Annotated in this window: 16 protein-coding genes; 8 read left to right on the top strand and 8 right to left on the bottom strand. The window is 58.9% G+C overall.

Annotated features, from left to right (window positions below):
• Positions 1-112 precede the first annotated feature (112 nt).
• Together C1Y43_RS08385 and C1Y43_RS08380 are read right to left on the bottom strand one after the other, a co-directional pair.
• A complete protein-coding gene (locus tag C1Y43_RS08385; protein ID WP_104187875.1) occupies positions 113-1,003 on the bottom strand; it encodes a LysR family transcriptional regulator in 891 nt (296 codons plus the stop codon).
• A gap of 108 nt (positions 1,004-1,111) precedes the next feature.
• A complete protein-coding gene (locus C1Y43_RS08380; RefSeq protein ID WP_021507794.1) occupies positions 1,112-1,480 on the bottom strand; it encodes a helix-turn-helix domain-containing protein in 369 nt (122 codons plus the stop codon).
• A gap of 189 nt (positions 1,481-1,669) precedes the next feature.
• Between C1Y43_RS08380 and C1Y43_RS08375 the strand changes: the two genes are divergently transcribed.
• The 3 genes from C1Y43_RS08375 to C1Y43_RS08365 all read left to right on the top strand — a co-directional run bounded on the left by C1Y43_RS08375 (position 1,670) and on the right by C1Y43_RS08365 (position 4,881).
• The gene (locus C1Y43_RS08375; RefSeq protein ID WP_021507795.1) at positions 1,670-2,329 is read left to right on the top strand and encodes a response regulator; all 660 of its coding nucleotides are present in this window, start codon (positions 1,670-1,672) and stop codon (positions 2,327-2,329) included.
• Complete coding sequence (locus C1Y43_RS08370) at positions 2,326-3,684, top strand: HAMP domain-containing sensor histidine kinase (RefSeq protein ID WP_058759279.1); 1,359 nt, start codon at positions 2,326-2,328, stop codon at positions 3,682-3,684. Before C1Y43_RS08375 ends, C1Y43_RS08370 begins: the two co-directional genes overlap by 4 nt.
• Before the next feature lie 330 nt (positions 3,685-4,014).
• Positions 4,015-4,881: a nucleoside-specific channel-forming protein Tsx gene (locus tag C1Y43_RS08365; RefSeq protein ID WP_021507798.1), complete on the top strand. Its 867-nt coding sequence runs from the start codon at positions 4,015-4,017 to the stop codon at positions 4,879-4,881.
• A gap of 45 nt (positions 4,882-4,926) precedes the next feature.
• Here C1Y43_RS08365 and yjdN read toward each other — a convergent pair whose 3' ends face one another.
• Both yjdN and C1Y43_RS08355 read right to left on the bottom strand, forming a co-directional pair.
• Entirely contained in the window at positions 4,927-5,364 is a 438-nt protein-coding gene (gene yjdN / locus C1Y43_RS08360) for a VOC family metalloprotein YjdN (protein ID WP_058770044.1), read from the bottom strand.
• A gap of 71 nt (positions 5,365-5,435) precedes the next feature.
• Positions 5,436-6,335, bottom strand: a complete 900-nt coding sequence (locus C1Y43_RS08355; RefSeq protein ID WP_021507800.1) for a LysR family transcriptional regulator — start codon at positions 6,333-6,335, stop codon at positions 5,436-5,438.
• A gap of 113 nt (positions 6,336-6,448) precedes the next feature.
• On the opposite strand from C1Y43_RS08355, the gene C1Y43_RS08350 reads away from it, so the two are divergent.
• The 4 genes from C1Y43_RS08350 to C1Y43_RS08335 all read left to right on the top strand — a co-directional run bounded on the left by C1Y43_RS08350 (position 6,449) and on the right by C1Y43_RS08335 (position 12,499).
• The gene (locus C1Y43_RS08350; RefSeq protein ID WP_104187873.1) at positions 6,449-7,762 is read left to right on the top strand and encodes an amidohydrolase; all 1,314 of its coding nucleotides are present in this window, start codon (positions 6,449-6,451) and stop codon (positions 7,760-7,762) included.
• Positions 7,759-9,198: a M20 family metallopeptidase gene (locus C1Y43_RS08345; RefSeq protein ID WP_104187872.1), complete on the top strand. Its 1,440-nt coding sequence runs from the start codon at positions 7,759-7,761 to the stop codon at positions 9,196-9,198. Before C1Y43_RS08350 ends, C1Y43_RS08345 begins: the two co-directional genes overlap by 4 nt.
• A 184-nt stretch (positions 9,199-9,382) precedes the next feature.
• The gene (abgT, locus tag C1Y43_RS08340) at positions 9,383-10,903 is read left to right on the top strand and encodes a p-aminobenzoyl-glutamate transporter (RefSeq protein ID WP_021507803.1); all 1,521 of its coding nucleotides are present in this window, start codon (positions 9,383-9,385) and stop codon (positions 10,901-10,903) included.
• A gap of 186 nt (positions 10,904-11,089) precedes the next feature.
• Positions 11,090-12,499, top strand: a complete 1,410-nt coding sequence (locus C1Y43_RS08335) for an MFS transporter (RefSeq protein WP_104187870.1) — start codon at positions 11,090-11,092, stop codon at positions 12,497-12,499.
• Positions 12,500-12,639: 140 nt separating this feature from the next.
• Here the strand turns inward: C1Y43_RS08335 and C1Y43_RS08330 are convergent, their stop codons facing one another.
• The 4 genes from C1Y43_RS08330 to C1Y43_RS08315 all read right to left on the bottom strand — a co-directional run bounded on the left by C1Y43_RS08330 (position 12,640) and on the right by C1Y43_RS08315 (position 20,195).
• Positions 12,640-16,143 carry an Ig-like domain-containing protein gene (locus tag C1Y43_RS08330; protein ID WP_058770038.1) on the bottom strand — a complete coding sequence of 1,168 codons (3,504 nt, stop codon included), beginning with the start codon at positions 16,141-16,143 and terminating at the stop codon, positions 12,640-12,642.
• A gap of 196 nt (positions 16,144-16,339) precedes the next feature.
• Positions 16,340-17,659 (bottom strand): cytochrome c, encoded by a 1,320-nt coding sequence (locus C1Y43_RS08325; RefSeq protein ID WP_104187868.1) that lies wholly within the window; start codon positions 17,657-17,659, stop codon positions 16,340-16,342.
• 11 nt (positions 17,660-17,670) lie between these two features.
• On the bottom strand, positions 17,671-19,455 hold the full coding sequence (locus C1Y43_RS08320) for a GMC family oxidoreductase (protein ID WP_104187867.1): 1,785 nt from the start codon (positions 19,453-19,455) through the stop codon (positions 17,671-17,673).
• A gap of 2 nt (positions 19,456-19,457) precedes the next feature.
• Positions 19,458-20,195 (bottom strand): gluconate 2-dehydrogenase subunit 3 family protein, encoded by a 738-nt coding sequence (locus tag C1Y43_RS08315; RefSeq protein ID WP_104187866.1) that lies wholly within the window; start codon positions 20,193-20,195, stop codon positions 19,458-19,460.
• A 294-nt stretch (positions 20,196-20,489) separates the two neighbouring features.
• On the opposite strand from C1Y43_RS08315, the gene sbmA reads away from it, so the two are divergent.
• Positions 20,490-21,725, top strand: coding sequence for a peptide antibiotic transporter SbmA (gene sbmA, locus C1Y43_RS08310; protein ID WP_104187864.1), 1,236 nt, complete (start codon positions 20,490-20,492; stop codon positions 21,723-21,725).
• The last annotated feature ends 44 nt before the right edge of the window (positions 21,726-21,769 follow it).

Raw genomic sequence — 21,769 nt, 5'->3', positions numbered from 1 at the left:
AGTGATATCCCTGTTTTTGGCTTTTTTAGCAGGCTATCAGCGGTAGCACACAGAAAACAGGGAGAAGCGGATATTTGCCAGCCAGCGCGCTATTGTTGCCAGAAAACAACAATCATGGCGCACCCAGCGCAGTGATCAGCGCGTCGCAGAGCAAGGTGATCGGTGACGAGGGCTGCGGCTGCTCTTTCAGCAGCAGGTAACTGTGCAGGCGATCCATCTGCCATTCCGGCAGCACCTGCTGAATCTCGCCGCGCGCCAGCGCCTCCTGCGTCATATAGGCGGGCAGATACGCCACGCCGGTTCCGGCCAGGGCCGCATTGAGCAGCGCCATGCTGTTATTCGCGCGAAAGCGGCTGTGCACATCCAGCGCCAGGCGCTGCTTATCACGGCGAAACGGCAATGCCGCCGTGTGTGCCGGGCCGTGAAACAGCAGCAGATCGTGGCGCATCAGACGTTCGGGATGATCGATGGCCGGATGCGCAGCCAGATACGCTGGCGACGCATACAGTCCCCAGTCAATACTGCTCAGTTCGCGGTAGTTTGCGACTTCCGGCGCACGCGCGCGGATCACAATCGCCACGTCCGCACTGGGCTGCGGATCGTCGCTGGTGGTCAGTTCGAGATCGACATTGATGTGAATATGACGGCGGATAAAGGTATTCAGCGTCGGCACCACGCACTGGCAGCCGAAGGTGATCGGCGCCTGCAGCCGCACATTGCCGGCAGGCTGCTGATGCACCTGCTGCACAAACGCGTCGGCGCGATGCATCTCTTCCAGCATGCGGGTGCAGAACGGATAGTAAGCCTGGCCCAGCTCGGTCAGCTCCACTTTACGCGTGGTGCGCTGCAGCAGTTTGATACCCAGCCGCACCTCCAGCCGGGCAATTTCGCGGCTGACGTGCGATTTTGATACCCCCAGCGTACGGGCCGCTTCGCTGAAGCTTTGCCGCTCAACGACGCGTGCAAACAGCATCATGGCGGTGAGATTATCGCTGTTGTCCATGTTCTCTGGCTGATTCGAAAGAGTGAGAACCGCAGCTTAAAAGCAAAAACGCGAATGCGCACCCGATTTCCCGTTACGCAGCGGCCACGGGAAATCGGGCGAGGGATGTCACACCGCCACCGCTAACGGAAACAGCAGGCGGTCCGGCTCGACGCGACGCTGACGCCGCAGCTGGCCTGGCGTGACGCGGAAATAATTTTTAAAGGTGCGGGTGTAAGCCTGCTGGGTATCAAAGCCGTAGCTCATCGCCACCTGCAGAATCGCCTCATCACTGTTGATCAGCGTGAGCGCTGACTCAGTCAGCCGGCGCTGGCGAATGTATTCTGCCAGTGAAAAACCGGTGTGCTGACGGAACAGACGTTGCAGATGCCAGCGGGAATACCCCGAGCGGCGTGCTACTTCATCCAGATGCAGATCGTGCCCTAAGTTTTTTTCAATCCACTCCAGCAAACTACGGATAAATTCGCGCTGATTCATGACTTCCTCCGGCGTCGGTAAAATGTCCAGTGACGTCACTGTAGCGCGTTAAATTTATCCCTTAATTAGCAGAAAATTAGCGCAGAATTAGCAAGCAAAAAAACGGCTTTCCCGACGAAACAGCGCGCCAGGTTAATTCTGCGCTAATTATCGGGCGCTACACTGCGACAAGTTATTCAGGAGGGCATCATGCGTGTGCTGCTGGTAGAAGATGATGAAATGATCGGCGCCAACCTGCAGCAGGCGCTGGAGGCCGCCGGCTGGTCGGTGGACTGGGTGCGTGACGGCGTATTTGCCAGCAACGCCTGGCAGGAAGGCGGTTACACCTGCGTCCTGCTCGATCTCGGTTTACCGCGTGAAGATGGCATCAATGTGCTGCGCCGTGCGCGCACGCGCGGTGACATGACGCCGGTGCTGGTGCTGACCGCGCGTGATACCGTGCAGCAGCGCATCCAGGGGCTGGACAGTGGCGCCGATGACTACTTACTCAAACCCTTTGATCTGCAAGAGGTTCTGGCGCGTATGCGAGCCATCACCCGACGCCGCCACGGTGCGGCGGACTCCCTGCTGGGCAACGGCGACGTGCAGCTCGATATGATGACGCGTGAAGTGCTGTACAAAGGCCAGCGCGAGCAGCTAACCGCGCGTGAATACGCCCTGCTCTATGCGCTGCTGGAACGCCCGGGCGCGATCCTGTCGCGTGAGCAGTTAGAAAACCGCATCTACGGCTGGGGCGAAGAGGTCACCAGCAACGCCGTGGACGTGCTGATTCACGGCATGCGGCGCAAACTCGATAACGAAGTGATTCGCAACGTGCGCGGTCTGGGCTGGCGGGTGCCGGCAATATGAGATCCTTTACGTTTATGCGGTCGCTGCGCAACAAACTGCTGGCCACGCTGGTGCTGCTGCATCTGGCGATGATCGGCGGTGTCACCTGGTATTTCTACCACTGCTATGGCGACATGATGGGCACCATGAAGGACGACCAGCTCGCCAAAATTGCCGATGCCTGGTCAAGCAGCCAGCGCATGCCGGCACTGATGCCGATGGTGATGCAGCAGGAGAAGCTGAAAAGTACCTATATCGTTCAGCTCTGGGACACCAATAATCACCTGCGCGCCAGTTCCTGGCCAGCGCTGCACGCGCCCCTGCAGAGCAAAAAAGGCTGGTCAGATTTAAAAGTTGGCGACTGCGGCGATGACTGCCAATGGCGCGTTTACACCCGTCCCGGCGAGCTGGGCAGCGAGATCGGCAATATTCAGGTGCTGCACAACGTCGGCTACATGAAGAGCCTGATGGTGAAACGCGTACTCTCCGCCATCATTCCGCTGATCCTGATGATGCCGCTGTCGCTGCTGGTGATCTGGCTGGTGGTGCGGGCCATTACGCGCGATCTGCGCGTGGCGTCGCGCCAGATTGCGGCGCAGGAAACCCTGCATCCGCACAGCGTGTCGCCGGACGGTCTGCCGGACGAAGTGCTGCCGCTGGTCGATGCCTATAACTCGCTACTGGATAAGCTGCGCGCGGCCTGGTCGTCACAGCGCCAGTTCCTTGAGGATGCCGCGCATGAACTGCGCACGCCGGTCACCGCCGTCACGTTACAGCTGGAGAACCTGCGTCAGCACATCCTGCCGGGCGAAGCCAGCCGCCAGTTTGATCAGCTGGAAGCGGGCGTCACGCGCACGCGCCATCTGGTGACGCAGTTGCTGAATATCTCACGCCAGGAGGATCAGTCCGTGGTCGCCAGCGTCGAGACCATTGAGCTTGATGACCTGCTGAAGGAGAGCATTGAGCAACTGATGGTGGTGGCGGACAAGCGCGGCATTGATATCGGCTTCAACGGCACCGCGCATTATCGTCTGCACGCCAGCCGCTCCGATCTGCGCAGCCTGTTCGATAACCTGATCGGCAACGCCATGCTGCACACGCCGGAAGGCAGCCTGGTGGATGTCCTACTGCATCGCGTCGGTCATCATACGGTAGTGGATATTGTCGATAACGGCCCCGGCATGCCGGAGTCGTTTATCGAGCGCGCCTTCGATCGCTTTACCCGCTCGCCGGATGTCCAGGCGCAGGGCAGCGGCTTAGGATTATCGATCGTGCGCAGCGTGGCGCAGAAGCATCAGATGCAGGTGGCGCTGTCAAATTGCCTTAACCCGCAGGGTGAAGTGTGTGGCCTGCAGGTACGCGTAACCCTTCCCTGACGTCTTTCCTCTCCGGCGCGATAATCCGCGCCGGCTATTTTCTTCTCCTGCCAGTTCTCTGCGTATCCCGACAACGTAAACGGTTGCGGGGTTCCGTTCGTCACACGGCCTTTATGTGATCAAGTTCACATATTTACTGAATCGAAATGCAACACTTTTTGACAAACGTGATCAAAATCTATTTTCTATCGCTCTGTTACAGGCACATTACGCGGGCCTGAAAATCCGGCGCGTCAGACCGGCGAAAACAGCACACTGCCCATCCCCTGGGATCGATTTCACCCGATCGCAGCATTTGCGCGGCGATCACGAGCAAGTGGTTAAAAAATAATGAAATTTAAAACGTTGATAGCAGGGGCCTTACTGGCCAGTAGCTGGACCGGCGCCGCACAGGCGGCGGAAAGCGATCCGCAGTACCTTTCTGACTGGTGGCATCAGAGCGTGAACGTGGTAGGCAGTTATCACACCCGCTTCGGACCCCAGTTCAACAATGATGTGTATCTCGAATACGAAGCCTTTACTAAAAAGGACTGGTTTGATTTCTACGGCTACCTTGACCTGACCAACTTCTTTGGCGTGGGTAACAGCAATGCCAACGGTATTTTTGACCACGGTTCGCCGATGTTCATGGAAATTGAGCCACGCTTCTCTATCGATAAGCTGACCGGCACCAGCCTGGCGTTCGGACCGTTCAAAGAGTGGTACTTCGCTAACAACTACATCTACGACATGGGTCGCAACAGCGACAGCCGTCAGAACACCTGGTACATGGGTCTGGGTACTGACATCGATACCCATAGCGATATCGGCCTGTCACTGAACGTGTACGCGAAATACCAGTGGGAAAACTACGGCGCGGCGAACGAAAACAGCTGGGATGGTTATCGTTTCAAGGTGAAATACTTTGTGCCGATCACTGACCTGTGGGGCGGCAAGCTGAGCTATATCGGCTTCACCAACTTTGACTGGGGCTCCGATCTGCGTGACAAGTCTGACCGCTCGCGCACCAGCAACTCGATTGCTTCCAGCCACATTCTGTCGCTGAACTACGATCACTGGCATGTCTCTACCGTGGCGCGTTACTTCCACAACGGCGGCCAGTGGGCTGATGGCCAGGAGCTGAACTTCGGCAACGGTCCGTTTGAAGTGAAATCAACCGGCTGGGGTTACTACCTGGTGGTGGGTTACAACTTCTAAACCGCTTCCGGCGTGGCCGCTCACCATCGCGGCCACGCCAGTCGGTTACGCCTGTGGCTTCACCACGTTGATGCGCCATGGAATGCCAAACTTATCGATAAACATCCCGAAGCCGTTCGACCAGAAGGTTTTCTGCCATTCAGTGGTCACTTTGCCGCCCGCAGAGAGCTTATCAAACCAGGCTTTACCCTCCGCTTCATCTGGCGTGGCCAGGCTCACCGCATAACCGGCATGTTCGGACGCCGGTGGCTGGGCGGTATTGCCATCACTCAGCATCAGCTCGCCCTGACCAATGCGCAGATGCGCATGCATAATCTTTTCCGGCGGCAGCGGCGGCGCCGACTGATCGCCCACCTGTTCGCCCTGCTCCGGCATATCGCCAAACGTCATTTTTTGCAGAATTTCACCGCCGGTGGCTTCCAGATAGAAGGCAATGGCTTCTTCACAGCGGCCGTAGAGAAATAAATAAGGACTCACCTGCATCGTAACCTCCGTTGAGAGTGCGTTAACGCGTGTCGTACACCTAAAGTGTAGACGATGCAGTTTTTCGCCCGTCACGGCTGGCAGTAGCGGCGGAACAGCTGCGCCATGTAAGCGCTCATCGGCGTAAGCGCGGTGTCTTTACGCTGAATCAGATAGAAGGTGGCTTTCGGCAGCGGATCGTCGAGATCCAGCGCGATCAGCTGCCCGCCGTGCGTAGGATCTTCAATCACGTCGCGCGCAATGATGCTGACAAAATCACTCTTCGCCACCAGGCTGGTACAGGCCATAAAGGTCTCGCAGGTCACCGCGATTTTGGGTGCCATGCCGCGCTCACCGAACAGGTCATGCAGCAGTCGGTAATAACTGCCCTGCGGTGTCGGCATGGTCCAGTCGCAGTGTTGCAACTCGGCCAGCGAGCGCGCATGCGCCATCGGATGCCCTTTACGCATCACCACCTGATACTCGCGCTGCATCAGCCGCTCGAAAATCAGCTCCTGATCGAAGTGATGCCGGTCGTAGGTATTGATGGTGAAATCCAGCGCGCCCTGACGCAGTTCATGCACCATCGACACCAGCTGACCCTCAACGATACGCACTTTCACCAGTGGATACTCACGATGAAACTGGGTTATCACCTGCGGCATCACGGTACGCGCAATGCTGCCGCCCACCCCAATATTGACCTTGCCACCGGCCAGACCGAGCCGCTGCTGGATATCCTCCTGCGCCACGCGCAGTTCCTCCAGCACCAGACAGGCATGACGAAAAAAGGTTTCACCGACATCGGTCAGCATCACGCCCTGCTGACGACGCTCGAACAGGCGCGCGCCGAGCGCCAGCTCCAGTTCCTGAATCGCTTTGGTTAACGCCGGCTGTGACAGGCCCGACAGCCGGCTGGCGGCGCGAATACTGCCCTGGCGCGCCACGTCAACAAAGGCGCGCAGCTGATGAAGTTTGAGATTGGCCGCCATGATCAGGTGATAACCATTGTCTATCGGTCACAAGATATTCGCATCTTATGCGCCCTAATACCATTGTGTAGATTCGGTTGAATGCATAAAAAACCAACACTAAGGAACAGCCGATGAACACCCTTTCCGACCTCGTCAACGCGCGGATACCGCAGATGCAGACATGGCGCCGCGACCTGCACCAGTATGCTGAATCCGGCTGGCTGGAGTTCCGCACCGCCACGCTGGTGGCGGAAGAGCTGCATCGTCTTGGTTATCAGCTGCAGCTGGGCCGTGAGGTGATTGATGCCGATGCGCGCATGGGCCTGCCGTCTGCTGAAGTGCTGGCGCAGCAGGAAGCGCGGGCGCTGCAGCAGGGCGCGCTGCCACAATGGCTGCCCCACTTCTCCGGCGGTTTCTGCGGCGTGGTGGCAACGCTGGACACCGGACGTCCCGGTCCGGTGATGGGCTTTCGTGTTGATATGGACGCGCTCGACCAGACGGAAAGCGCCGCCGCCGATCACCTGCCGACGCGCGAAGGCTTCGCCTCGTGCAATCCCGGCATGATGCACGCCTGCGGCCACGACGGTCACACCACCATAGGTCTGGCGCTGGCGGGCGTGCTGATGGCGATGAAGCACCAGCTGAGCGGTCGCATAAAACTCATTTTTCAGCCGGCCGAAGAAGGCGTACGCGGTGCCAAAGCCATGGTGGCCGCGGGCGTGCTTGATGATGTCGATCTGTTCACCGCCATTCACCTTGGCACCGGCGTGCCGCCGGGCGAGATCGTCTGCGGCAGCGACAGCTTTCTCGCCACGACCAAACTGGACGTGCGTTTTACCGGGGTCGGCGCGCATGCCGGTGGCAAACCGGAAGAGGGACGCAACGCACTGCTGGCGGCGGCGCAGGCCACGCTGGCACTGCACGCTCTGCCGCAGCACAGCGGCGGCGTGGCGCGCGTTAACGTTGGTGTCTTACAGGCCGGCAGCGGACGCAACGTCGTGCCGGATGTTGCGCTGATGAAGGTGGAAACGCGCGGCGCGAGTAATCAGGTCAACGACGATATTTATCAGCAGGCGCTGCGCGTGATTGCCGGTGCTGCGGCGATGTACAACGTTGAGCACGAGGTTACGCTGATGGGCGGTGCACGCAGCTGCACGCCGAGTCCGGCGTGGGTCAGTTTTATCCATCAGCAGGCCGAAGCGCTGGGTCTGTTCAGCTCGGTGATAGACAGCAAACAGCAGGCGGCCGGTTCCGAAGATGCCACCTACATGATGGAGCGCGTGCAGCAGCGCGGCGGCCAGGCGTCTTACGTCATCTTCGGCTGCGAGCTGGCGGCGGGCCATCACAATGCGCGGTTTGACTTTGATGAAGCGGTGATGGCCACCGCCGTGCTGATGCTGGCTACGCTGGCGCTTAACCAGACGCAGTTCGGCGGTGCCCGATGAGCGCACACGACTTTATCGATCGCTACATTGACCAGCATCAGGCGCGCTTCAGTGCCCTCAGCGATGCCATCTGGGACGTACCGGAAACCCGTTTCGAAGAGACGCAATCGTCTGCGCTGCTGGCCGATGCGCTGGCGCAGGAGGGGTTTGAGGTCGAGCGCGGCGTCGGCGGTCTCGACACCGCGTTTATCGCCTCAATCGGCCACGGCCAGCCGGTGATCGCCATCCTCGGCGAGTTTGATGCGTTGGCCGGTCTGAGCCAGCAGGCGGGCTGCGCCACGCCTGACCCGCTGGTGGAAAACGGCAACGGTCACGGCTGCGGCCACAACCTGCTCGGTACCGCCGGCCTGGCCGCCGCTTTCGCCATCAAAGCCTGGTGGGCAGAACAGGGCGGACGCGGCACGCTGCGCTTTTACGGCTGCCCTGGCGAGGAGGGCGGCTCGGGTAAAACCTTTATGGTACGCGCCGGGCTGTTTGATGATGTCGATGCTGCCGTGACCTGGCACCCGGAAGGCTTCAGCGGCATGTTCAACCTCAGCACCCTCGCCAATATTCAGGCGGCATTTCACTTCAAAGGCGTGGCGGCACACGCCGCCAACTCGCCGCATCTCGGGCGCAGCGCGCTGGACGCGGTGACGCTGATGAACACCGGCGCTAACTTCCTGCGCGAGCACATCGTGCAGGAGGCGCGCCTGCACTATGCGGTCACCCAGACCGGCGGCGTATCGCCCAACGTGGTGCAGGCCGATGCCGAAGTGCTGTACCTGATTCGCGCGCCGCAGCTCGACCAGGCGCAGGATATCTATCAGCGCGTGATTAACATCGCCAAAGGCGCGGCGCTGATGACTGACACGCAAATGACGGTGCGTTTTGATAAGGCCTGCTCCAACTATGTGCCGAACCGCGCGCTTGAGGCGGTAATGGAACGCAATTTGCAGCATTTTGGTCTGCCGGACTACAGCACGCAGGAACAGGCGTTTGCGGCACAGATCCGCGCCACGCTGAGTAAAGACGATCTGCGTAACGCGCGACTGAATGCGGCGCGCACCGGCGGCGAAGCGGGTATCGCCTGGGCTGAAGCGCTGGGCGATAAAGTGCTGATGGACGAGGTAGCGCCCTATGCGGTCACGCGCGAGTTTCTGTACGGCTCAACCGACGTCGGCGATGTCAGCTGGGTGACGCCGACAGCGCAGTGTTTTGCGCCCTGCTTTGCCTTTGGCACGCCGCTGCACACCTGGCAGCTGGTGGCGCAGGGACGCACATCGATTGCCCACAAAGGGATGTGCCTCGCCGCCAAAGTGCTGGCCGCCACCGCGCTGACGCTGCTGCAGGATGATGCCGCGCTGGCGCGCTGTCGTGAAGAGTTCGACCGCGTGCGCCGCGAGCAGCCGTACGTGTGCCCGATTCCGGCCGGCATGCAGCCATCGACATTATAAAGCGAAGCGCACTGGCCCGTAGCGGCGCGATTTATCGCGCGGGTTTAACAAGACGCGCAATAAATTGCGCCGCTACAGGCTGGTGTGAAAGGTCACTCCGCAACACATGCGGAAGCAGTAAATAAAAAAATAAAAAATAACAGCCCTTCCGGGCATGCAAATACAATATGACGAGGATCTACCGATGGAAGTGATGACCGAAAATCGCAGTCCCGGCAAGCTGTTCAGCTGGATTGAGCGGGTCGGCAACAAAGTGCCGAACCCGTTCTTACTGTTTGTCTACCTGATCGTGGTGCTGATGATCGCCACCGCGCTTCTCAGCAGCCTCGATGTGACTGTTAAAAATCCGGCCAATGGCGAACTGGTGCGGGTCAATAACCTGCTCAGCGTGGCGGGCATTCAGTGGATCCTGCCCAACATCATCAAAAACTTCAGCGGTTTCACCCCACTGGGCTCCATTCTGGCGCTGGTGATCGGGGCCGGGCTGGCGGAAAAAGTCGGGCTACTGCAGTCGCTGATGGTGAAAATGGCGTCGCGCGTCAGCCGTCGCTACGCCAGCTATATGGTGCTGTTTATCGCGTTCTTCAGCCATATCTCTTCCGATGCGGCACTGGTGGTGATGCCGCCGCTCGGCGCGCTGATCTTCCTTGCCGTCGGGCGTCATCCGGTGGCGGGTCTGCTGGCGGCGATTGCCGGCGTCGCGTCGGGTTTTACCGCGAATCTGCTGATCGTCACCACCGACGTACTGCTCTCCGGCATCAGTACAGAGGCCGCCAAAGCGGTCAGCGACACGGTCCACGTCAGCGTGATCGATAACTGGTTCTTTATGGCCAGCTCGGTCATCGTGCTGACCGTGGCCGGCGCGCTGCTGACCGATAAATTTGTCGAGCCGCGCCTGCCCGTCTGGAACAGCGGCCACCACGATCGCCTGCCACCGCTGACGGCGCAGGAGAATCGCGGCCTGAAGGCGGCCGGTCTCGCCGCACTGGTGTTCATCGGCGTGATGGCACTGCTGGTGGTGCCGGAGCATGCGCCGCTGCGCAACCCGAAAACCGGCGGCATTATCCCTTCGCCGTTTATTCAGGGCATCGTGCCGATCATCATCCTGTTCTTCTTTGTGGTGGCGATTGCCTATGGCGCGGTGACGCAGCAGATTCGCCGCGCTGACGACATCCCCCGACTGCTGGTGGATCCGATGAAGAGCATGGCCGGTTTTATCGTCATGGTGTTTCCGCTGTCGCAGTTCGTGGCGTTCTTCAACTGGAGCAACATGGGCAAGTTTATGGCCATCGGCCTGACCGATATGCTGGAGAGCGCCGGCATCAGCGGTGCGCCGGCCTTTCTCGGCCTGATGTTCCTCTCGGCGTTTCTGTGCATGTTTATCGCCAGCGGCTCGGCGATCTGGTCGATCCTCGCGCCGGTGTTTGTGCCGATGTTTATGCTGCTCGGCTTTCACCCGGCGTTTGCCCAGATGATTTTCCGCATCGCCGATTCCGCCGTGCTGCCGCTGGCGCCGATGTCGCCGTTTCTGCCGCTGTTCCTCGGTTTCCTGCAGCGCTACCAAAAAGACGCGCAGCTCGGCACCTACTACGTGCTGATCTTCCCGTATCCGCTGGTGTTCTTTGTGACGTGGATCGCGCTGCTGCTGGTGTGGTATCTGCTGGGCCTGCCCATCGGTCCGGGCGTTTATCCGCATCTGCCCTGACCTGGCGCCATGGACGGCGTACCGCTTTCTGTGAACTGCAACGCACGTTGCCAAAATGTCACCGCTGCGCCTCTCGGCAACCCCGGACGAATTGATTATTCTGCTATTTCTTCGCTTGCTAACGGTTAATGATTTCTGACAAACCACCACCGGGCGGATCCTGCAAACACCGAGGTAACAATCATAATGACAACCACCTATTCGACAGGGGTGGCGACCGATCGCATCGCTACCGAACGCCAGACGCTGGCCGGGCGCATCGACGCCCTGCCCTCTTCCGCCGGGCTGTGGCGCTTTATTACGCTGCTGGCGCTCGGCGGCTTCTTCGAGCTGTACGATCTGTTTGAAACCGGCTACATCAGCGCCGGGCTGGTCGCCGCTGGCGTGTTCCACACCGGCACCGCGGGCGTGTTTGGTATCGCCGATCAGGCGGCGTTCGCCTCGGCGACCTTTCTCGGCCTGTTTGTCGGTGCCAGCCTGCTGACGCCCTATGCTGACCGCTTCGGCCGTCGCCTGACCTTTATGTGCGCGCTGGCGTGGTACGGTGCGTTCTCACTGCTGATGGCGTTCCAGCACAGCGCGGAGATGATTATTCTGTGCCGCTTCCTGGTCGGTATCGGTCTGGGCGTCGAGCTGGTGACCATCGATACCTATCTGTCGGAGTGGGTGCCAGCCCATCTGCGCAGCCGCGCGTTTGCCTTCTCTTTTTTCATTCAGTTCCTGTCGGTGCCGACGGTAGCGCTGATGTCATGGTGGCTGGTACCGCAAACCCTGCTCGGCCTCGAAGGCTGGCGCTGGGTCGTGATCGCCGGTGCGCTGTGCTCGCTGGTGATCTGGTTTATCCGGAAAAACCTGCCGGAGTCGGCGCGCTGGCTGGCGCAGCAGGGGCGGCATCAGGACGCGCACCGGGTGCTGAGCGAGATGGAAAAACGCTGCGGCATCGCGCCGGGAGACGATTTCTCTCAGCGTGATGCGGCGACACAGCTGCCGAAAAAAGGGCGCTTTAGCGAAATCTGGGCACCGGCTTATCGCCAGCGTACGCTGATGCTGGTGGTGATGAACTTCTTCCAGGCGATTGGTTTCTTCGGCTTCGGTAACTGGCTGCCGGCGCTGCTGTCCGGCAAGGGCGCCACCGTTACCCACAGCCTGCTGTACGCCTTTTTCATCACGCTGGCCTATCCGCTCGGCTCGCTGATCTGCAGCCGCTACGCCGACCGGCTGGAAAACAAATGGCAGATCGTTTTTTCATCGCTGATGACGGTGGTGTTCGGCACGCTGTTCGCGCTGACCAGCAACCCGCTGCTGATGGTGGTGTGCGGTTTCCTGATCACTTACAGCAACGCCTGGCTGACCTTCAGCTATCACGCCTATCAGACCGAGATCTTCCCGACGCACATTCGTGCGCGCGCCGTTGGCTTCTGCTATTCGTTCAGCCGGCTGTCGACCGCTTTCAGCAGTATTCTGATTGGCCTGATTCTGCAGTATGCCGGCAGTCAGGGCGTGATCGTGTTTATCGTGCTGAGTATGCTGATGGTGATGCTGTCGGTCGGGATTTACGGGCCGAAGACGCGGGGGCTGGATCTGGAGAACATTTAAACCGGATGGGCGCAAGGTGGGCGGCGGCCGGTTCAGCCCGGCAATGCGCACCCTTTGGAGCGGCACGATTCATCGCGCGATAAATCGCGCCGCTACGTCCTGGTGCAAACCTCTGAGGGCGTTTCCGCCCCCCGCCAGATTTACACCAGTTCGGTTTTCACCCCTTCCTGGATCAGCACGTCGGCATCGACGCCGCTGTGGCTGTAAACCTGATACTTCACGCCAGCCACCGTGGTGCTGCCCTGCTGTTTCACCCAATCGCCCACGTCACCGCCGTCGCCGAGGATGTCATCCAGTTTCACTACGTCCTGCGCATCGCCTTTGATCAGCAACTGGGTTTTGCCGTCTTTCACGAACAGATCCTGACTTCCAACCTGCAGGATATCGTCAACCGCTACGCTCAGGACGTTTTTGCCGTGACCCGTCATATCGATGGTGCTGCCCTGCTTGCCCTGCGCCAGCACATCGCTCAGGGAAACGGCGAATTCATCGCCCAGGGTGATGACGGCAGGAACATCAAAGGCGGTGATACCGACATGATCATCATGCATGCCCCATTCAACGTCACTGATGCGCACGCCGCCCGGATTGTTTACCGAATCCACTTCTGCCGGATTGACGCGCACCACGGCTGATCCGATCAGCTTACCGGCCGGGGCGTGGTACTCGACAATGTCGCTGCGCAGGGTGCCAGGATGCGCCTTCAGCTCATAGCTGTGCAGCAATTTACCTTGCGTGTCATAGAAATCGATGTAATTGCCTTTGCTGTGCACATAATCCGATTTCAGCACCACTTTCTCCGCCACGCCGTCGAAATCCAGCTTCATCTGGCCGCCACGGCCAACAATGATTTCGCCATGCTTCAGCGTTTTTTGCTCGCCGCCGATATTCGGTCCTTTAATCAGCGTCATCTTCAGACTGTCGTCGATGGTATAACTGACCCCGGTTTTGAAGTCGATATAGCGCGGATGGCCGTTAGCGTCTTTCACCAGATCAGGTTGTCCACGAACCCGGCTGATTTCTTTAACCCCGATGTTATCGATAGCGAAATCGTTGCCGTTACCGTTATTAACCTCATTGGTTACCGCCACGCGAACCACCTCTGTTTTGCTGGCGGTATACAGTCCGCTGAAATGATTCCAGGCAGCATCCAGCCCCATATTAGGAATTACTTTCTGTCCATTAACGTCCAGACCGATTTTTGGTTTCAGGCTACCGCCAGGAATACGGTAGCCATCAAAATCGAACTGGTAGGTTTTACCCGCTTCGACCTGAATATAGCGATAAACCACTTCTCCTTTGAACCCGTTGGTGTTTGAACCGTTGGTCATGGAACCCAACTCATAAGAGGAATTGCCTCCGCTCCAGCGCTTAATCCCGATGTTGTCATTTTTGTGATACAGACCGCTGGCGATCCAGCCCTGCTGGGTACCGTCGTTGAAATTCCACAATAACCCCTTGTGATCGACCTTCGGCGGATCGACATTGATCTCCAGCAGAAAGGTTGGCGCATTCACATCACGAATGGCGCTATCACTGACCTGAAATTGCGTCAGTCCTTTCCATGGCGAGCGATCGTAAGACTGGTAGCTCCAGTTACCCGTAGCATCCGCTGTGACCGAGTCCATTAATACCCAGTGGCCCTCAATATGGCAGCCGAAGATGTACACCACCTTATTGGGTGCAGACGTGCCTTTCAGGGTTGGCGTCATATCATCGGTGATATCACCGCTTTTCAGCTGGCCCTGCTTTGGTCCGCTGTCATCCCACGCAGAAATAATCTCTGTCTTGCCGGAGATTATCGTCAGGTCGAAAACATCGGCGGCGGCGTCACGCACCGGGCTGTCTGAGACCTGGAACTCATATTTGCCAAAGCCGCCGCGTAACGCGCGCACTTCGCTTTGCCAGTGACCATGAGCATCCGCAACGGCGCTGCCGAGCGTCACCCATACCCCGTTCACGTGGCGGGCATAGATATAAACCACGCTGTTTGCTGCAGCATGGCCTTTCAGCGTTGGCGTCAGGTCATCAGTGACATCGCCCTGATGCAGCACGCCGGTCTGCGCGCCAAAATTATCCCAGGCAGAAACGATGCCGGGTTTTTCCGGCACCATGTTGAGACTGAACACCTCGGCGCTGGTGTCGCGATCGAGGGTTTTGGCAGCCTGAAACTCATAAGTGCCGTATCCCCCGCGCAGCGCGCGCACTTCCGTTATCCAGTTGCCCCAGGCATCGGCCTTAACACTGCCTAACACCACCCAGTGGCCATCAATATGCCGCGCATGGATATACACCATGCTGTTGGCTTCGGCTTTGCCCTGCAGCGTCGGTGCCATGTCATCGGTGGTGGCGCCGTTGATTAATTTGCCCTGCTCGGGCCCGACATTATCGTGTGCCGCGTCAATGGTGGGCTTCAGGCGGGTGCCGTTATCTGACACATACAGGTCGAACAGCGGCGCAGCGGGATCGCGCGTCGGGCTGTTACTGGCCTGGAAGTGATACGGGCCGGCACCGCCATCCAGTCGGGCGATTTCCACCTGCCAGTGGCCAAAGGCATCCGCCTGGGTGCTGCCTTTCAGCCACCAGCTGCCGTTTTCGCGTGTGGCATACACGTAGACGATACTGTTGGCTTCCGCCGTGCCTTTGAGCGTGGGGGTAAAGTCATCGGTCAGCGCGCCGTTTTCCAGTTTGCCCTGTGCCGGGCCAAAATTATCCAGCGCATACTCAATCTTCACCGGCGCGGTGGGCACCACCGTATAGGTAAACGGCTCGCTCGCATCGCTCAACTCACCACGGTTATTTTGCGCGCGGGTAGTAATGGTGTTTTCACCGTAGCCCAGCAGATCAACGTTGCTCTCCCAGCGCCACTGCCCGTCAATCACCGGTGCCACGCCGACGCGTACCCCGTTGACGTAGATGATGACGTTTTCTGCGTCCAGCGGCGCGTTGCCGCTCAGGCGCGGGCTGCGATCGTCGCTTTCGCTACCGGCTTTGATCACACCGGTGTTCACCCCTTCATTATCAAACACTTCCAGCAGCTGCGGCTTGTCGATGCGCGGCGAATTGACGTAAAGCGTATAGACCGGGGAATCAAAACTTACCTGACCGAATTTATCGGTGGCGGTGACATACAGGCGCTGTTCACCATTACTCAGTTCCGGCGTGATGGTCCACTGACCATTTTTCGCCGCCTGCACGCTACCAATCAGCACGCCGTTGCTGTACAGGCGGACAATGCTGTCCGGCTCGGCATAACCGGAAATGGCTGGCGTTTTATCATCGGTGAAGCCTTTGTTGCCAACCGGGCCCTGCACCGGTCCGAAATCATCCAGTACGCGCATAATTGCCGGCATATCGGGCGGGCTGAGATCGACTTCCAGCCGCGTCTGGAACGGAATCCCGGCGTTGCCGGCCCGGTCGAAAAAGCGGATGGTGAGATTGTGGCTCCCCTCTTCCAGCCGCAGCGGCAACTGATACTCCCAGCTGCCGTCCGCGTTTACCTGCGTAGTAAACAGCTGGCCGTTAATGGCAAATTCGATATAGCTGACGCTCTTATCTTCAACCACCCCTTTCCAGTACTGATAAGGTGAATTGACGTAGTTCTCCTGCCCCGGTTTGGTCGGGTCGTAATAGCCTACAGACATATGGTCATCCTTTTCGCCAGAGTTAATATCGTTAAAGTAACGCTTAATAAGCGGCAGGGATTTTTAAACGTGGGGGAGAAATCTCTTACAAGAAACGTCTGAAAGGAAAGTCTAAGATAATGAATTTTAGTGGGATTTTTCGCACCCTTCAGGCCATGAACCGCGCCATGACCTGAAGGAAATGCTTAAGACAGGCTTACTGCTTTTCCAGCACCCGGATATCCGCGCTGCCCTGTTTTAGCTGCACGCTGTCATCCTGGCGCAGTTTCGCCACCTGTTTCGCCGTGACTTTGGTCTGCACGCCGTTGCCCCAGCTGCTGCGGATAAAGTTCACCACATCAGCCACCTGGCTGTCGTTCAGACGCCAGCCAAACGCCGGCATAGTGATCGCGGTCGGTGCGCCTTGCACGCCCGGCAGCGTGCCGCCAACCAGTACGATGTGAATCAGCGACGTCGGATCCTCTGCCATCACCACCGGATTCCCGCGCAGTGCCGGATAGAAGCGTTGATAGCCGCTGCCGTCGGTTTTATGACACGCCGCACAGCTGTCGACATACACGCCGGCACCCGGCTGGCTGTCGTCACCTTTCCACAGCGCCCGGGCCACTGCGTCATCCTCACGGAACACCGCCTGAGACGGATCTTTCGCGCCGAGCGATTTCAGGTAACGGGCAATCGCGCTGATATCCGCATCGCTGAGATACTGCAGGCTGTGCTGCACTACCTCGGTCATGCCACCAAACGCCGCGGTGTGATCGTTACGGCCATAGCGCAGGAACTGCTGCAGATCCGCTTCGCTCCAGCGCCCCAGGCCATCGCGGTTGTCACCGCGCAGGTTGCTGGCGGTCCAGCCGTCAATCGGCGCGCTGCTGCCGGCAAGGTAATCGTTGCCCTGACCGTTATTCAGCGCTTTCTCCTGCATAGTGATGCTGCGCGGCGTGTGGCAGGCACCGCAGTGGCCCAATCCTTCCACCAGATAGCGACCGCGTGCCAGCGCCGGATCTTCCTGCGCGGCCGGCTGGAACGCCTTCACATCTGGCGCAAACAGGCCGCGCCAGATCGCCAGCGGCCAGCGCATCGACAGCGGCCACGGAATGTCGCTCTCTTTGTTAGCTTGCGCCACCGGTGCCACGCCGTGCATGAAGTAGGCATACAGCGCCTTCATGTCGTCATCGCTGACCACCGCATAAGACGGATACGGCATCGCCGGATAGAGCGTGTCGCCATTCTTCGCCACGCCATGACGCACCGCTTTCTGGAAGTCGTCATAGCTGTAGTCACCAATGCCGGTTGCCTTATCCGGCGTGATATTGGTGGAGTAGATGGTGCCAATCGGCGTCGCCATCGCCAGTCCGCCGGCAAACGGTTTACCGCCTGCGGTGCTGTGGCAGGCGACGCAGTCACCGGCGCGCGCCAGATACTCACCGCGCTGCACCAGCGCATCGGCGGCGGTGTCCTCCGCCAGCGCGGCGAACGAGAGGGTGCCCAGCAACAGGGCTGTTAAACTTTTGATCATCGCCATGTTCCTTATGCCTGTACCAGCGGGCCGGGGTTCTTCAGATACTGTTCACGAATCGCTTTAGCGGACCAGTAGCTCAGCGCCGCCACCATGCCGGTCGGGTTGTAGCCCAGCCCCTGCGGGAAGGCAGAAGCGCCGGCGACAAACACGTTCGGCACATCCCAGCTCTGCAGATAGCGGTTCACCGCGCTGGTTTTAGGATCTTCGCCCATGATGGCGCCGCCGCTCATGTGCGTGGTCTGGTACACGGTGGTATCGAAATGGGCACCCGGCCCTTTCGCGCCGCCAATGATCATCTTCGGATTCATCGCTTCGGTGATTTTGCGCATCTTGCCGATCATGAACTGCGCCATTTTGATGTCGTTGTCCTGCCAGTCAAAGGTCATACGCAGCAGCGGCTGGCCGTAAGCATCTTTGTAGTTGGGATCGAGATCGAGGTAGTTAGCGCGATACGACTGGTGCGCGCCGTGCGCATCCATCGACACGTGATGGTTATAGGTATCCGCCACCGCCGCTTTCCACTGGCTGCCCCAGTTCGGCGTGCCTGTTGGCGTCGGCAGGCCGGAAATCGGCTTAGTGCCCGCCTGGTTGACCCAGAACGGTGAACCGCCGACAAAGCCGTACGGGCCATGGTCAAAGTTATCGGCGTTGTAATCATCCACCGCCACACCGGCGCCACCGGCACCGATGAACGGATTGGTGGTGGTGTTTTTATCAAACAGCGCCTTCAGCGTGGAGATGTTCTGGTAGGCAAAGTTACGGCCGACCACACCTTCGTTGCTGATAGGGTTGTACGGCTTGCCGATGCCGGACAGCAGCATCAGGTGCACGTTGTGGAACTGGAAGGCGGAGAGGATCACCAGATCCGCCGGCTGCTCCACTTCACGTCCCTGACCGTCCAGATAGGTGACGCCGGTCGCGCGTTTTTTATCGTCGGTCAGATTGACGCGCAGCACATACGCGTTGTTGCGCAGCTCAAACTTCGGCTCCTGGCGCAGCGCGGGCAGAATGTTAACGTTCGGCGACGCTTTAGAGTACATGTAGCAGGCGTAGCCGCTGCAGTAGCCGCAGAAGTTGCACGGCCCCATCTGCGCGCCGTAGGTATTGGTGTAAGGACCGGAAGTGTTGGCCGACGGCATATCGTAAGGGTGATAGCCCACCGATTCCGCCGCCTGGGCAAACAGCTGTGCCGACCAGGTGCGCTTCTGCGCGGGCAGCGGGAAGTCGCTGGAGCGATCCGGCGCATACGGGTTGCCGCCTTTCTCTTGGCCCACCACTTTGCCCTTTATTGACCAGGCGCTGCCGGAGGTACCGAACACTTTTTCCGCCTGATCGAAGAACGGTTCCAGCTCGTCATAGCTGACGCCGAAATCCTGAATGGTCATGCCTTCCGGGATAAAGTTTTTGCCGTAACGCTGCTCGTAGTGACTGCGCAGGTTCAGCTCGACCGGGTCGACGCGGAAGTGCACGCCCGACCAGTGCAGGCCGGCGCCGCCGGTGCCGGTGCCCGGCAGGAATGCCGCCAGCTGACGATACGGTACGGCGGTTTGTGAGGCATCGTGACGGATAGTCACGGTGCTTTTTGACAGATCCTGGAACAGCTTTTTGCGGATGTTATAAGTCAGTTCATCAATCGACTGTGGATAGGATCCATCCGGATAGGTATCGCGATGCGGCCCGCGCTCCAGCGCCACCACATGCAGACCGGCCTCGGTCAGCTCTTTCGCCATGATCGCCCCGGCCCAGCCGAAACCGACGATCGCCACATCCACTTTTTTTAACGCATTTGCCACGGTTACGCCCTCTCGCCGCGAATATCAACTGACGGGAACGGATAATGTTCGCCGCGCTCTACCCAATCCATAAAGTCGGCGCGTGCGCCAGGGAAGCCGATCAGCTTCCAGCCCACCATGCCCTGATTGCCGCCGTGGATCGGATCGCTGAAGTAGCCCTCGCGGGTGTTTTGCAACAGAAAGGCGAAGAAGGTTTTGGCCGGCACCTGCGGGAATTGCGCGCTGCCGTTTTCGAAGGCGCTCAGTAGCGCGTCCTGCTGCGTGGGCGTCAGCTCAGCAAATACCTTGCCGTGCTGCTGTTTGCTCCAGCCATCGGCATCGGCCAGGCCGAGACGGTAGATCTGCTGCGGCACCAGCGGCAGCTGATAGCCGAGCTCTTTCGGCAGATCCGGATTGAACGGTCCCTGCATATACCAGTTGCTGCCGGTGGCATACGGCGTATTCATCTGGCGATCGATAAACTCCGGTACGCCGGCTTCCAGCGCGCCAGGACCACGTTCATCGTTGGGGATCAGGCGCGCCACGGCGGCTTTGATGAAGGCAAACTCTTCGGCGGTAAACCACACCGGTTGATACTCGCGCGCCTGCTGCGGCGCAGCGGCCGACGACGCTGCCGCACCGGCGGCCATTGGCGCGACCAGTGCGCCCATCGCCGTACTGCCTACCGCCATTGCCGGCGCCAGGATGATGGTTCTCAGCAGGAAATCCCGGCGAGTGTGACCCTTTTTTTCTTCTGACATGACATTGCCTCATTACCGCATATAATGCGGCATGAAAGTTAAGTAGTTGCGTTGTAATGATTTTTATTGGCGTTTTAAGGGATACAGCAAGACTGTTACCGGTAACAGTTGACGTAGTGTAACACCATCGCCGTTAATAATTTAGTTTCCCGAAACAAATGAGCACAAAAAACTTAACAACTAACTCTGCCGCTTTACATAAATGCGGCGATGCTGTCATCGTCGGATACAACCGACAACAGACAGATAAATGCCGGAAGCGGTATAAAGAGTACACACAACAGCGGAGTGCCTATGTTTAAGTCCTATTTTCCGCGGCCGGCGCTGTTTTTCAGCTCGGCCGCGATTTGGAGCCTGATTGCCATTTTTGCCTGGTTTGGCTTTTTCAATGATTTTCCGGCGCGCTTTCCCGCTTTGCAGGCGGCGATGCAGCAGCCGCTGCCGACCAACGCCAGCCGCTTTATCCACGCCAGCCAGCTGTGGTTTTATGCCTACTACTGGATCATGGGTGGCGCCTTTGCGCTGGTGTGGCGCATCATCGACAACCATCCGTGGCAGCGCTGGTCAGTATGGGGATCGTTACTGATTATCTTTGTCACCTGGTTTGGCGTGCAGGTCGGCGTCGGCGTTAACGCCTGGTATGGTCCGTTCTACGACATGATTCAGCAGGCGCTGACCAAAGCCGGCTCGGTGGCCATCCATCAGTTCTATGTGCAGGTGCTGGCATTTCTCGGCATTGCGCTGATCGCGGTGGTGATCGGCGTGATGAACTCGTTTTTCGTCAGCCACTGGGTGTTCCGCTGGCGTACCGCGATGAACAACTACTACATGCATAACTGGCAGCGCCTGCGCCTGGTGGAAGGGGCCGCACAGCGTGTGCAGGAAGACACCATGCGCTTCGCCAGCACGCTGCAGGACTGGGGCATCAGCTTTATTCAGGCCATCATGACGCTGGTGGCGTTTCTGCCGGTGCTGGTGACGCTGTCGCACCACGTGAAGGAAGTGCCGATTCTCGGCAATATCCCTTATGCGCTGGTGATCGCCGCGCTGCTGTGGTCGCTGTTTGGTACCGCGCTGCTGGCGCTGGTGGGAATTAAACTGCCGGGGCTGGAGTTCCGCAATCAGCGGGTGGAAGCCGCGTACCGTAAAGAGCTGGTGTACGGCGAGGACGATCCGCAGCGCGCCGCACCGCCCACGGTGCAGGAGCTGTTCAGCCGCGTGCGTCACAACTATTTCCGCCTCTATTTCCACTACCTCTATTTCAACATCACGCGCATTCTCTACCTGCAGGTGGACAATGTGTTCGGGCTGTTCGTGCTGTTCCCTTCCATTGTCGCGGGCACCATTACGCTGGGGCTGCTTAACCAGATCACCAACGTGTTCGATCAGGTGCGCTCGTCGTTCCAGTATCTGATTACGTCGTGGTCCACGCTGATTACGCTGATGTCGATCTACAAACGTCTGCGCAGCTTTGAGCAGATTCTGCAGGATATTCCGCACGAAGAGATGCTGCGCGAAGCCTCGGAGTAAGCGGAAAAGGCTCGGAGGCAGAACCGCACTGTACTCCGACATCA

This window comes from Pantoea sp. ICBG 828 (assembly GCF_002928355.1).
Lineage (GTDB): Bacteria > Pseudomonadota > Gammaproteobacteria > Enterobacterales > Enterobacteriaceae > Pantoea > Pantoea dispersa.
This window is presented reverse-complemented; position numbering and strand designations above follow the sequence as displayed.

What these genes read in the sequence shown, in the direction of transcription:
- C1Y43_RS08385 (WP_104187875.1), bottom strand. Translation starts at nt 1,003, where the DNA reads ATGGACAACAGCGATAATCTCACCGCCATGATGCTGTTTGCACGCGTC.
- C1Y43_RS08380 (WP_021507794.1), bottom strand. Translation starts at nt 1,480, where the DNA reads ATGAATCAGCGCGAATTTATCCGTAGTTTGCTGGAGTGGATTGAAAAA.
- C1Y43_RS08375 (WP_021507795.1), top strand. Translation starts at nt 1,670, where the DNA reads ATGCGTGTGCTGCTGGTAGAAGATGATGAAATGATCGGCGCCAACCTG.
- C1Y43_RS08370 (WP_058759279.1), top strand. Translation starts at nt 2,326, where the DNA reads ATGAGATCCTTTACGTTTATGCGGTCGCTGCGCAACAAACTGCTGGCC.
- C1Y43_RS08365 (WP_021507798.1), top strand. Translation starts at nt 4,015, where the DNA reads ATGAAATTTAAAACGTTGATAGCAGGGGCCTTACTGGCCAGTAGCTGG.
- yjdN (WP_058770044.1), bottom strand. Translation starts at nt 5,364, where the DNA reads ATGCAGGTGAGTCCTTATTTATTTCTCTACGGCCGCTGTGAAGAAGCC.
- C1Y43_RS08355 (WP_021507800.1), bottom strand. Translation starts at nt 6,335, where the DNA reads ATGGCGGCCAATCTCAAACTTCATCAGCTGCGCGCCTTTGTTGACGTG.
- C1Y43_RS08350 (WP_104187873.1), top strand. Translation starts at nt 6,449, where the DNA reads ATGAACACCCTTTCCGACCTCGTCAACGCGCGGATACCGCAGATGCAG.
- C1Y43_RS08345 (WP_104187872.1), top strand. Translation starts at nt 7,759, where the DNA reads ATGAGCGCACACGACTTTATCGATCGCTACATTGACCAGCATCAGGCG.
- abgT (WP_021507803.1), top strand. Translation starts at nt 9,383, where the DNA reads ATGGAAGTGATGACCGAAAATCGCAGTCCCGGCAAGCTGTTCAGCTGG.
- C1Y43_RS08335 (WP_104187870.1), top strand. Translation starts at nt 11,090, where the DNA reads ATGACAACCACCTATTCGACAGGGGTGGCGACCGATCGCATCGCTACC.
- C1Y43_RS08330 (WP_058770038.1), bottom strand. Translation starts at nt 16,143, where the DNA reads ATGTCTGTAGGCTATTACGACCCGACCAAACCGGGGCAGGAGAACTAC.
- C1Y43_RS08325 (WP_104187868.1), bottom strand. Translation starts at nt 17,659, where the DNA reads ATGATCAAAAGTTTAACAGCCCTGTTGCTGGGCACCCTCTCGTTCGCC.
- C1Y43_RS08315 (WP_104187866.1), bottom strand. Translation starts at nt 20,195, where the DNA reads ATGTCAGAAGAAAAAAAGGGTCACACTCGCCGGGATTTCCTGCTGAGA.
- sbmA (WP_104187864.1), top strand. Translation starts at nt 20,490, where the DNA reads ATGTTTAAGTCCTATTTTCCGCGGCCGGCGCTGTTTTTCAGCTCGGCC.